Annotated in this window: 15 protein-coding genes; 11 read left to right on the top strand and 4 right to left on the bottom strand. The window is 65.3% G+C overall.

The window, feature by feature from the left end:
• Positions 1 to 82: 82 nt before the first annotated feature.
• The 4 genes from JHY01_RS18150 to JHY01_RS18165 form a co-directional block, all read right to left on the bottom strand.
• Positions 83 to 328 (bottom strand): hypothetical protein, encoded by a 246-nt coding sequence (locus tag JHY01_RS18150; protein ID WP_205327081.1) that lies wholly within the window; start codon positions 326 to 328, stop codon positions 83 to 85.
• A 17-nt stretch (positions 329 to 345) separates the two neighbouring features.
• On the bottom strand, positions 346 to 591 hold the full coding sequence (locus tag JHY01_RS18155) for a hypothetical protein (protein WP_205327082.1): 246 nt from the start codon (positions 589 to 591) through the stop codon (positions 346 to 348).
• 142 nt (positions 592 to 733) lie between these two features.
• Positions 734 to 955, bottom strand: coding sequence for a hypothetical protein (locus JHY01_RS18160; RefSeq protein ID WP_205327083.1), 222 nt, complete (start codon positions 953 to 955; stop codon positions 734 to 736).
• A gap of 715 nt (positions 956 to 1,670) precedes the next feature.
• A complete protein-coding gene (locus JHY01_RS18165) occupies positions 1,671 to 2,720 on the bottom strand; it encodes a tyrosine-type recombinase/integrase (RefSeq protein WP_205327084.1) in 1,050 nt (349 codons plus the stop codon).
• Positions 2,721 to 3,035: 315 nt separating this feature from the next.
• Between JHY01_RS18165 and JHY01_RS18170 the strand changes: the two genes are divergently transcribed.
• The 11 genes from JHY01_RS18170 (at position 3,036) to JHY01_RS18220 (ending at position 10,557) form a co-directional block, all read left to right on the top strand.
• Positions 3,036 to 3,845, top strand: a complete 810-nt coding sequence (locus JHY01_RS18170; protein WP_205327085.1) for a hypothetical protein — start codon at positions 3,036 to 3,038, stop codon at positions 3,843 to 3,845.
• A gap of 66 nt (positions 3,846 to 3,911) precedes the next feature.
• Positions 3,912 to 4,466, top strand: a complete 555-nt coding sequence (locus tag JHY01_RS18175; RefSeq protein WP_205327086.1) for a hypothetical protein — start codon at positions 3,912 to 3,914, stop codon at positions 4,464 to 4,466.
• 147 nt (positions 4,467 to 4,613) lie between these two features.
• Positions 4,614 to 5,153 (top strand): HAD domain-containing protein, encoded by a 540-nt coding sequence (locus JHY01_RS18180; protein ID WP_205327087.1) that lies wholly within the window; start codon positions 4,614 to 4,616, stop codon positions 5,151 to 5,153.
• A complete protein-coding gene (locus JHY01_RS18185) occupies positions 5,153 to 5,749 on the top strand; it encodes a hypothetical protein (protein WP_205327088.1) in 597 nt (198 codons plus the stop codon). The genes JHY01_RS18180 and JHY01_RS18185 overlap by 1 nt, the downstream gene beginning before the upstream one ends.
• A gap of 44 nt (positions 5,750 to 5,793) precedes the next feature.
• Positions 5,794 to 6,006, top strand: coding sequence for a hypothetical protein (locus JHY01_RS18190; RefSeq protein WP_205327089.1), 213 nt, complete (start codon positions 5,794 to 5,796; stop codon positions 6,004 to 6,006).
• A gap of 37 nt (positions 6,007 to 6,043) precedes the next feature.
• Positions 6,044 to 6,994 (top strand): KGGVGR-motif variant AAA ATPase, encoded by a 951-nt coding sequence (locus JHY01_RS18195; protein WP_275889816.1) that lies wholly within the window; start codon positions 6,044 to 6,046, stop codon positions 6,992 to 6,994.
• 56 nt (positions 6,995 to 7,050) lie between these two features.
• Positions 7,051 to 7,653 (top strand): HAD domain-containing protein, encoded by a 603-nt coding sequence (locus tag JHY01_RS18200; protein ID WP_205327091.1) that lies wholly within the window; start codon positions 7,051 to 7,053, stop codon positions 7,651 to 7,653.
• Complete coding sequence (locus tag JHY01_RS18205; RefSeq protein WP_205327092.1) at positions 7,640 to 8,164, top strand: hypothetical protein; 525 nt, start codon at positions 7,640 to 7,642, stop codon at positions 8,162 to 8,164. The genes JHY01_RS18200 and JHY01_RS18205 overlap by 14 nt, the downstream gene beginning before the upstream one ends.
• 95 nt (positions 8,165 to 8,259) lie before the next feature.
• The gene (locus JHY01_RS18210) at positions 8,260 to 8,748 is read left to right on the top strand and encodes a hypothetical protein (RefSeq protein WP_205327093.1); all 489 of its coding nucleotides are present in this window, start codon (positions 8,260 to 8,262) and stop codon (positions 8,746 to 8,748) included.
• A 94-nt stretch (positions 8,749 to 8,842) separates the two neighbouring features.
• Entirely contained in the window at positions 8,843 to 9,847 is a 1,005-nt protein-coding gene (locus JHY01_RS18215) for a hypothetical protein (RefSeq protein WP_205327094.1), read from the top strand.
• Between the two features lie 65 nt (positions 9,848 to 9,912).
• Positions 9,913 to 10,557: a hypothetical protein gene (locus JHY01_RS18220; protein ID WP_205327095.1), complete on the top strand. Its 645-nt coding sequence runs from the start codon at positions 9,913 to 9,915 to the stop codon at positions 10,555 to 10,557.
• The last annotated feature ends 109 nt before the right edge of the window (positions 10,558 to 10,666 follow it).

Here is a 10,666-nt window from a genome sequence, read left to right on the forward strand (position 1 = left end):
GGTAGCGTTCCGGTATTGCTCCCTGCCCTCCCTCACGGGACTGGCAGGGTTTTTCCGTTCGCAGAGCGATTGTCGCCGCTGGTCAGCGTTCCGTCGCGGTATCCGGAACAGGCACGTCAGATCCGATCGAGGCCCGGTAGTCGCGGTCGACAGCGGCTGCGATGTCCGGGCGGACCAGGACCTGCTCGAGGCCGGCGAACGGATTGCCCGCCCCGGTACCCCTGTTTATTGCGTCCAGGTCGGCGTCCCACGCGGCAGTGAGACCGGCAGCGTCAGCCGCGTGTTGGACAGTTGCAGCGTCCGCCTGGTGGTCCTCGGCATCGTTCATGGGCGCATCATGGTCGCTCACGTGTGTTCCTCTATGGAATCGACTTGGGTCGGCTCGACGTCTTCGGCCCGGTGCTCAGCGGCGATCGCGTCGGCACCGGCAACACGCACAAAGGCGTTGAGGCGGTCGACTACGCGACGCATCAGGTAATCGTCAACGGCTCGCGCTATGAGTGCCGAGCCGGAGATCCCGTCCTCAATCGCGACGGCATGAACAGCGGCGGCGTCCGGCTCTTCAAGGATCACGGTCATCTTCACTGGCATGTCGCTCATCCTGCCGGACGCATGTTCGGCACGTCGCGCAGACCAGCGAGCAGAGCCGAGCATTACCCAGATAGACCGTAACCCCAGGTCATGCCTGACGACAGAGGACTACTGGGGCTTTCACCTCCGAGCGTATCAGCTCCTAGTGGTGTTTGTTCTCCGTAACGGTCGCGGGGTCGGGGTGCCAGGTGATTGCTATGCCGGCGGTGTAGGCGTCGGCCATGTCGAAGCAATCGAGGTAGTCGCGGACCATGAGCTCGACCTCAGCGGCGCCCTCGGCCTGCGTGGTGCCGACACCGAGGATCTCAAGCTCCCACAGGCCCACGTCGACCAGGTGTGTTGCAGTGACCTTGTACTCGCTCACGGTTTCCTCCCCTGGCGCTCGCGGAGCACCTGTACCTGTACTCAGTTGCGCCCATCCCCACTGACCGGCCTGCAACGGCTGGGCCGATGTCCGCCCCGATCGGGGGTTCCCGGATCAGGTCATGGAGACGATCTCGGTGCGTGGATTGGCATGGGCTCACCCGGTGAGGTGTCCATGCGGATTACGGAGTCCGTAACCATCGCTACAACCCAGCCATGCCTCGGCATTGGCTCTGGCATGTCCGATGGCGCATTGTTTCCCCATGCTGTTCGGACTCGATTCGCCAGCAGCTCCGATACTCCAGGGTCGGGAATACGATCGTGGCGTGGGCAGGTGTCAATCTCGGCCGCGTCAAAGTGAGTGCACACGTCATCAACGGTCAGGGTGATGAGGTATTCGACGGGCTCGTTCGGATCCCCGGATAGGTCCAACCGTCTGAGTTCACCCGGTTCCAAGTATTGGGCCCAAGCCTCAACTTCTAGGTCATACACGACACGAATGTTGTTGCGCCACGCCTTTATCTTCACTCGACAACCCTAAATGAGTGGCGACTGAAATCCGCGCAGGACATTTGAGCGGCAAGGGCCAACTGAACTTCGACGATGCCGCTTTGAACCCGGCGAAGGCGCGGCAGGTTTCCAACGTCGTTGTCTAGCCACCCCTGTTGGGCAACATCGGCAGTACCGACGACAGCGGCATCGCAAACCATGCTCCGTTATCCGAGATCAGGCTCCTCCTTGATGTCGGCCAGCAGTTCAGCAAGCCGATACGACGGGGACCGGTCGAGGTTCTTCCGGCGCCGGTCGTACCGGCGGGTGGTGCGCGGGTCGGCGTGACCGAGGAGGTCCTGCACCTGATCGAGGGTCGCGCCAGTCTCGAACGCTTCCCCGGTGGCCGCGACGCGAAGCGAGTGGGTTCGCAGGTGTTTCGCGCCGTCGATGCCGGCGGCTTCGGCGACGCGTTTGACGAGCTTGCGTACCTCGGACGGGTCGAGTGGCTTCCCAGTGGAGGTGCCGAACAGGGGGAGGTCGCCGGGAAGTTCGGCCGCGCTGGCGTACCCAAGTAGCAAGGCGTAGTCCTCGAGCCAGGCGTCGATGGCGGCGCCGACGCGGGGGACGATGACGAGCTTGACGGCCTTGCCGCCCTTGCGGGTGACGGTGAGGACGCGGTGGCCGGTGTCGTGTCCGAGGTCGCTGATGCGCGCGTGGAGCGCTTCGGAGGATCGGCAGGCGGTCGTGAGGTACGTGGCGAGGAGCGCGAAGTCGCGCAGGTGCCGCGGTCCGGTGAGGGCGACGGCGGCCGCGTTGACGAAGTCTTCGATCTGGCTGCGGTCCATGCCGGGTGTCGAGCCTTCATCACTGACGGCCTCGCGTTTGACGCGGGCGGCGGGGTCGCGGTCGGCCAGGTCGTGGTCGGCGAGGTACCCGTACCACGAGGAGATGGCCGCGAGGTGGCTGTTGCGGTTCCCGGCCGAGCCGCCGATGGTGGCCCGCCAGCGGTCGACGTCGCGGCGCTGGGCGGCGCGGGGGTCGATGCCGGTGGCGCGGCAGTGCTCGAGCCAGGCGTTCAGGGCGCGGTAGTAGGCGCGGCGGGTGTGTTCGGACCGCAGGGATCGCAGCCAGGCGGCGGTCGTGTCGAGGACGTTCCAGCGGTCGAGGGCGTCTCGGCCGGGCAGGTGGAGGACCGCGGCCGCGGCGTCGAGCGGGTCGGGGACCCCCCTCTTTTTTCCGGGCCGTTCGAAAGCCTCCAGGTCAGTGCTGCTCATGCCTTCACTCTACCCCTCGATAACTGTCATTATCAGGAGTACCCGACCGAGACATAGTTTTGATTTTCCTAAATTTAGAACTGTGTTTCAGTTTTCGGAAACTAATAAATAGGCTATGATGGTGTGGTGACTGAAACCGCGACGCAACCCCCGAGGCTCTGCAAGCAGTGCAAGAAGCCGCTCCCGCCGCAGACGACCGGGCGGCCGAGGCTCTACCACGAGGAGTGCCGGGCCGCGGCGGGCAAGGCCCGCACGGAAGAACGCGCGACCGGCATGGGACCGGTCCTTGACGAGTTCCGTTCCGCCAGCGAGCCCGTGACTGCAGCCGCCACGACGGTCCTCACCGCCATCGGCGAGTTCAAGAGCGCCCTCGACGGCCACGCGGCAGCGCTCGGCGAAGTGGAGACGACTGCGCTCGCCTACGCCGCTGACACCGAGCAGCAGCGCGCCGAGTTTGCCCAGCGCATGCAGGAAGCCGAAGCCGCCGCCGTGAGCGACCGCGAGGCGACCGCAACGGCGATCCGCCGCCAGCGGCAAGCCGAGGAGGATCGCGCGGCCGCAGTACAAGCGATGGAAGAAGCAGAAGCCCGCCGGAAGGCCGACGTTGCTGCCGCGCAGCAGCGCGCTGAGGACGCCTGGCGCGCCGCAGGCGACGCCCAAGCGGCCGCCGCGGCTGCCACCGAACGTGCCGAGGCCGCAGCTGCCGCTCTAGAAGTCGCTCGCGAAGCGCAGATCGCCGCTGAGGAACGCGCGAGCGCCGCTGAGACCGACCGAAACGTCGCCAAGGTCAAGCTGACCGCAGTGAAAGCTGCCAATGACGAACTGCAGGAAGCGCTCACGAACGCAACGGCGCATGCCCTTGAGTTGCAGCAGGAGACCGAACGCGTGCGATCCGAAGCAGCGCAGGCGCAACGGGAGTCCGCCGCCGCGCTCGCTGACGTGCAGGCGAAACTTGCCGCTGCCGAGGCCGAGACGCAGTCCCTGACAACGGCGAACGCCGTCCAAGCGGCACAGCTTGAGACGGCTGAACGTGCACAAGCGGACCTGCGCGCCCACCTCACGGAACTGACCGCGGCCATCAACGCGAACCGCGTCGACCCAGAAAGTCCCCCTCAAAAGCCGTAGCACGGCCCCCCAGTTCAGGCCTATTTCGTCCCCCGCACCAGTAGAACCCGACATGGAGACCACGTCATGAGCTACACCCCTGAGTCGACCGGTTTCGACGGTCTCTTGCGCGCCATGGATCGCCAGTCCGCGCGCGAGCGCGAATACGCGGCCCGCGAAGCCCAGTACGAAGCGGAGAGCCGGATCGAACGAGCCCACCGGGCTGCGTTCACGGCCCATTGCCTGCCCGCCACACTGATCGAGTACACGGCGTGGATGATCGGGTGGCTCCGCCAGGGCCACGAGCCAAGTAGTGTGGTCGACCGGTCATTCAACACCCCGGGCATGCGCCTCGACGGCAGCCTCGGAGGAAGCGCAGTCGGCGGCCTGCGAGTGAGTGAAGCCGACCCGTCCTGGTGGACGCTCGCGGAACGACCGACGAACGTGCCCTCCTTGTACGGCGCACACTCGCTGCACGTCATCGTGCCTGAAGGCGTTGACTTCGCTCCCCGGGACGTGCCCGATACCTTCCATGGAGGATGCGGGCATTCCACGTTCTACTTCATGGACGGCTTCCAGATCGTCGGCGACTTCACGCCGGTGTACTCCGACATGCTTCCGGTGCTCGCGAACACACTGTAGACCATCGACATGCACGCCCTGACGTGCACAAACACGTCTCCCTGCCGCAAGCGGTCGACGCCGACACGACAATATAGACGTTGACGGGCCACCGCTTACAGGCACGCGCCCCATCACTTTGGAGCTGACTTGAACACCCCTGCAGCCGTGGTCTCCTTCGCCGAAGTACTGGCAGGCGCCCACCCGTCCGTGATCCTCGTCTTGGACTTCCACGGGACGGTGAGCGCACCAGACCCGCAGTGGCCCGGTGAGTGTCGACGCCGCGACGTACAGACCTCGTTCGGAACGTTCCCGGTCGTATGGGCATCGGGTCTACGCGATGAGCTGCACCGCCTGAGCGAAGACGCTCGCGTGCAACTGGTCTGGTCGACGTCGTGGGGGCCGGAAATCACCCGCATCGAGGACCTGTTCGGCTTGCCCCGCCAGCCGCGCGCGATCGACAACGTACTGCCGCATGAGGAAGTGCCGGCGGCCAAACGGGCGGTCATCGACCGTGTAGCTTCGACGGGCATCCCGTTCGTGTGGTGCGACGATAGGGAAGCGGTCGAGGGCGCCAGCGCGGGCACTTCGCTGACCATCCGGCCGCGTTCACGACATGGCCTGACGCTCGCGGACTTCGAACGCATCAAACAGTTCGTGTCCACCGCCGCCGCTCGCCTCCACTCCGTGCCAGTGCGGAACCCCTGATGATGAAGGAAGCCATGCTTGATTTGCCGGGCCCGTTGAGCCGTCTTGCCGTCGACAACCAGGACCGCCTGCCGATCGCACTGGTTGCCGGGGACGACTCTGCTGCCACGGCCGCGCTGGCGCAGCATGTCACCGCGGCCGGCACGTGGGCGCTGCCGAGCGGGCGTCGCGCGTCCGCGCCCGTTTACGCCGTTCCCGGTGCCGCCGGGTGGCCGCTGATTGAGGGACCGCTCCAGGTTGCAGGCCCGCACTGGGAGTTTGAATGGGGTCGGCACTGGCTTCGAGCGCTCACCGCGGCACTGGGCGAAACGGTGCCGGAAGGCAGCGACCCGTACGACGTGCTCCGGGAGGCAGGGAAGACCCGGACGGGCGTGTTCGTCGCCTGCGGCCTGGAGGCGTTCATCGGCACTGCCAGCGACGAAGCCGTGGACACCATGATTCGGGTGCTGCTGCTCGACACGGCCGACCATCTCCGGGCGATCCCGGACCGGCCGTTCGGACTGCTGATCTTCATCCGCCGCGACACCGTTCGTTGGGCTGTCCCGCAGAACAGCGCGCAACTGCTCAACCGCTACTGCGAATACGCTCTCGACTGAACCCACTCACTGTCAGCGCACACCATCGACATCAAGGAGCCTTCATGGATTACGAGTTCACGCCCGCTGAACAGGCCGCGATCGAAGCGGCTGCGGCCGATCACCTTTCAGCATTCTTTACCGACAATGACGCGCAAGACGTCGCGTACGGTATCGCGGCCGCGATCCGGCCGGCTCTCGTCACCGCCGCATTCGAAGCGCGAGCGAACGAGGTCGCTGACGCCCTGCCGACGCTGGACCAGCGGAACCGCACGTAGTCCGGCAATCAAACCGCACACGAGCGAGAGGCCTTTCATGTCCACACCCGCCACCTACACGGCACGATGCGTCCTCCACAGCGCTTCCGGCGGCACTGGGCGTACCACCGCGGCCGTCATGCTGGCCCGTCACTTGGCCGGGCAGGGCCATCACGTGCTCCTGGTCGACCTTGACGTTCGTTCTCCGGGCGCGGCGATCATGCTCGGCTCAGGCGCTAGCTTGCCCCGTCACGGCGTCGTGGATGCGCTCGCCGCGCCCGACGAGACTGCGTTCGCTCTCGACCTGGTCGCCTTGAGCTCGTATGCGCCTGAGGGCGCGCCTGGCGGCGTGTGGGTTGCTCCGGCTTGGGGAATCGCCGGGCCGAGGCTCGCTGCCGACGACCCTGATGAAGGGGCGCTCACGGCTCAGCTAGCAAACGCATTGAACGCGTGCGCGGCCGCGGTCGAGTCGGCCTCCGGGCGCTATCCGGACGTGATCCTCATGGACGTCCCAGCGGGCATCGACCCGATCGCTGATGCGGCGCTGACGGACCTGAGCGACTTCGCGTTCCTGTTCGCCCCGGACACTGGCGGCACTTGGGAGGTGTACCGGCACCTGTTCACGACCTGGCTCAGGTCGGGGCAAGCCCCGGTGATTCGTGAGCAGTTGCGTGTCGTGGCGGCCATGTCACGCGACCTCCGCGGTACAGCTCATGCGGTCGTCGCGGAGCAGTCGTGGGATGCCTTCAGCATCCTTTACGACGACGCACCAGCCCCGGTGACCGGACAGCTCGCCCCTGACGTGTTCCATCCGCCGCTGCAGGATGAGGCCGCGCCGCACTACCCCCTGCCGGTCCTGTTCGTGCCGTCCATGTACAACATCGACAGCACCAGCGCTGATGTTGCAGGCTGGCACGACCGCATCTTCATTCAAGCGGCATTCCGCGACTTCCTCCAAGTCGCGGCGCCGCTGGTAACTGCAGCGATCGAACCTGTGGCCGCTCGGTAGACGGCCAGCCCGACGTTCCCGCTCCTGTTCCTCCGTCAGATGAAAGGCACGAACCCATGGCCCCCGGCGACGACTGGTACCCCTTGCCGACTCTCGAGGACGTCCTGAACGACGACAGCGGCCGTGTGGTCCTTGCGCTGGACTTCGACGGGGTGGTGAACAGCGACCGCCCGAAGTGGCCAGACAAGCCGCGGAAGAAACACGTGCGCACGTCTGTCGGCGAATATCTGATCACGTGGTCACCGGGCCTGCGAGACGAGCTGAAAGCGCTGGCGCAGCACCCGCGTGTGCAGATCGTGTGGCTCACGTCGTGGGGCCCCGAAATCGGCGCTGTCGAAGACCTCCTCGGACTGCCGGTGTTCCCGCGCGGCATCGACACGCTGCTGCCGTCCGCTGCTGTGCCTGCGGTCAAGCATGCGGCGATCGCCGAGATTGCCGAGACAGGGCGACCGTACATCTGGTGCGACGACGAGGAAGCCGGAAACACCGACGAGGCGACCGAGTTCGGGCCGAGGCTTGAGATCCGACCCAAGTCGAAGTATGGCCTGACGCCGGGAGACCTCGAGCGCATGTGGGCCTTCGTTCACGCTGCTACTGCGGATCGCCACCTGACCGGCGAGCGTCAGGCAGGGAAGGATGAGGTTCATGAAACGTCTTGAGATTCGCGACGTCGTCACCGACCTGACCGGTCTGATCGACCGTGTCCACTCGGGCGAGACATTCGTACTGACGAGCACGTACGCACGACGGGCGGTCGCAGTGATCGCGCCAGCTGACGAGCACACGCCGGGAAAGCGGGTCAACTTCTCGGCGATCGGCAAGGGGTTCGAGCGCCTCGTTGCCAACGCCGGGAGGGGCGAGAGCGTTGTGATCGCTGTCCGGCGTAAGCCAATGGTGCGCCTGGAACCGCTGACGTGGACTGGCGACCAGCCTGAACCCGTCCGAGACCCTGTCATGTGGGCGCAGGTCATGAAGGCAGTTGACAAGCGGTTCAATGCGAGCCAGCGCCGCGACCTGTCGCCGGCGCAGGAAGAAGCGGCGCATCTCCTTGCGTCGAAGGTCGCCTACGGCATGATCGCCGCGTGCGCCGCGTACGGGTTCGCTCCGAGAGACATGGAGTTCGATCCATGCGAGCACGCGCTGTGGATGGCGCTCGCTCGCGTCCGCTGATCGGACATCCGGCGTTCCACGATCGGGTGAGCAAGACAAAAGGGAACCGCTCTCACACTGTCGCGAACATGTAACCCGGCGTACAGTGCGAGGGTATGAACCCCACGATCATCACCCTCCTCATCCTTGCCGCCTACCTCACCGTCGCGACACTGGCATGGAGGCCGCTCACACGCCGCATCTATGAGGACGAGCGCCAGGAAAGCCTGCGGTTGAGTTGGAAGCGCGACGAATGGGATCCGGCTCGTGTACGTCGCAAGTCCGGTCTCGCCGCCGTGTTCCTGGTCCTCATCTGGCCGATCACCGCTCTCACCTTTGGACTGTTGCTGGTCGTGCCACCGCTGTACCGCCGCATCATGGACAAGGCGACCTTTGGTATCGGCGACGCTGACCGTGAAAGCGATCAGGACCCTGCCAGAGCCCTCGACGACCTCGATCCCGTCGACGCCGTGGTGATGGCGTGGACAATGCATGAAGGCTCCGCGCTCCGCCATGAGGTCAACACGCGGGAGGTGGCGGACACCATGCCGGCGCTCGCTCGCGCGCTCGACCGGCTGACGCAGGAACGCCACGCCGACACCTGAGCACCGTCTGGATCAGTCGTCATGACTTTGCCTGCGTAGGAGCCGAGCGCGGTCGCGCCGACGCCGCCCCGAGGCGCCGTGCCAGAATTTCGCCATGAGCGACACGCACGAGACCGATTCCTCCGAAGAAGGTGGAGGGGACGAGTTCGACGGCGACGCCGTGTCCGCAACCGCAGCAGACCTGGTCCGAACGATTGATTTCGCGACTCGGCTGAACCCGCTGTTGAACGCCGGGCGTGTCTACGAAGACATAGGTAAGCAGATCCGCTCCGTCGCGGACGCAGTCCAGCTTCCGAAGTTCGACCTACCCGACCTCACGTGGATCAACCGCGGTATCGCGGACACGTTGGCCGAAGCTACTAAGCAAACTGAAACATGGGAGCGGATCAACACATCCGTTCGAGCACTGCAGGCGGTCATTGCCCCTCAGTGGGATGGCTTCTTCGCCTCACTCGACCTGTGGCGCAAGAAGTTGTGGCCCGAGAATTGGGCCAACGTCAACAACCTGTCGATCGAACTGGTTGAAACTATCTGTCTTGACGAAGGCATTCCGCTCATGTGGGTGCCGCGGCCAGACACCGTGCAAGCACTCGTGGACGCTCCGGACGGAGCTGCCCGCCGGCGCATCATCGGGCAGCGGTACCGCGGCATCATCGCCGACTGCAGCGCCATACTCGACGGGTTGGAGCACCAAAGCTTGCACCAGGCGCGGCAGTTCGCATACGACGCGATCCGCGCCCTTCGCGAGGGTCACACTGCTGCCGCACAAGCACTCGCCGCCAACCTCATCGACACGTTGTTGACGCAGCACCTGCACCCCACTGATCGCAAAAAGATCAAAGAGAACAAATTTCATCAGAGCGGCGAGCGTCTCGACCTCGATGACTACCAGTTCCACGCCGGGCTCACGTTCGCGCCGGTCTGGTGCGCCTACATGCACTACTTCCCTGACCGCGGCGACACGGTGCCGCACCGGTTTGCGCGGCACGCGTCCGCGCACACCGTCTCGACCCGCCAATATTCGAAGGTCAACGCGGTGTTCGCTCTCATGGTCGTGGCATCGGTGTTGAAGTTCGTCGACGAGTACGCCAGCGGCTGATAGAGCTGTGATGCCGCCGGTCGTGACGGTCGACCAAGCGGCTTCCGAGTGCGAAAATGGACGGCATGACCCATCTCAGACCCTCCACAGTCCCTGATCCGGTCAGCCGCAGCCCCGAGCAGCGATACCTTGAGATGTCTTCAGACGCGCGAGCGGTCCGCGCGTTCAGCGACGGCACGAAAACGAGCCTGCTGCTCTCCCACACCGGCTCGCATTGGCATGAGCGCATGCAGCCAGGTTTCGTGTTCACCGCGACGGTGCGCACCCGGTCGCAACCGTACTCGTGGAAGCTGTGGGCCACACTCGAGGTGGTGGCGGCCTGCGCCCACGAACGCATCAGCGACGTCCAGCGATGTTCGGGCGGACACGACCCGGCGGCGATCGAACCGGGCCGAGCCGGATGGTCCCGGATCAAGAACCGGGCGCTCCTGTCGGCGCGCAAGGCCGGCGACCGGGACGCGACTGCGCGCCTGGCCCACGGCGGATGGTCGGTCGTCGACGTGGCCTTGGTCGACAGCGGCCGCGAACGCATCGTTCCCGTCGCGCAGCAGCGCCGTCGATACCGGAACGCCATCGAAGCTGAACTGGCCGAAGACAACCGGTACTACGAATGGTTGAAGCTCTCCGCTGCGCAAGCTGGCGAAAAGCGGGAGCCCTCATACGACGAACTCGTGTTCCGGGCTCGGTCGTCGGTTAGTTCTGCTTGTTGAGCGTGTCCCAGTGTCACTCTGCCGTGGGGGTGTTGATGGTCGGATAAGACCATTTCTCGCCTTACCGTCAAGTGATGATCTTGCACTTTTTCTCCCGTTCGGGCTGGGA

Source organism: Glycomyces sp. YM15, assembly GCF_016918015.1.
Classification (GTDB): domain Bacteria; phylum Actinomycetota; class Actinomycetes; order Mycobacteriales; family Micromonosporaceae; genus Glycomyces.

Bases quoted from the DNA above. Each gene is read 5' to 3' on its own strand.
- JHY01_RS18150 (WP_205327081.1), bottom strand. From the start codon at position 328: ATGAACGATGCCGAGGACCACCAGGCGGACGCTGCAACTGTCCAACAC.
- JHY01_RS18155 (WP_205327082.1), bottom strand. From the start codon at position 591: ATGCCAGTGAAGATGACCGTGATCCTTGAAGAGCCGGACGCCGCCGCT.
- JHY01_RS18165 (WP_205327084.1), bottom strand. From the start codon at position 2,720: ATGAGCAGCACTGACCTGGAGGCTTTCGAACGGCCCGGAAAAAAGAGG.
- JHY01_RS18175 (WP_205327086.1), top strand. From the start codon at position 3,912: ATGAGCTACACCCCTGAGTCGACCGGTTTCGACGGTCTCTTGCGCGCC.
- JHY01_RS18185 (WP_205327088.1), top strand. From the start codon at position 5,153: ATGATGAAGGAAGCCATGCTTGATTTGCCGGGCCCGTTGAGCCGTCTT.
- JHY01_RS18190 (WP_205327089.1), top strand. From the start codon at position 5,794: ATGGATTACGAGTTCACGCCCGCTGAACAGGCCGCGATCGAAGCGGCT.
- JHY01_RS18195 (WP_275889816.1), top strand. From the start codon at position 6,044: ATGTCCACACCCGCCACCTACACGGCACGATGCGTCCTCCACAGCGCT.
- JHY01_RS18200 (WP_205327091.1), top strand. From the start codon at position 7,051: ATGGCCCCCGGCGACGACTGGTACCCCTTGCCGACTCTCGAGGACGTC.
- JHY01_RS18205 (WP_205327092.1), top strand. From the start codon at position 7,640: ATGAAACGTCTTGAGATTCGCGACGTCGTCACCGACCTGACCGGTCTG.
- JHY01_RS18210 (WP_205327093.1), top strand. From the start codon at position 8,260: ATGAACCCCACGATCATCACCCTCCTCATCCTTGCCGCCTACCTCACC.
- JHY01_RS18215 (WP_205327094.1), top strand. From the start codon at position 8,843: ATGAGCGACACGCACGAGACCGATTCCTCCGAAGAAGGTGGAGGGGAC.
- JHY01_RS18220 (WP_205327095.1), top strand. From the start codon at position 9,913: ATGACCCATCTCAGACCCTCCACAGTCCCTGATCCGGTCAGCCGCAGC.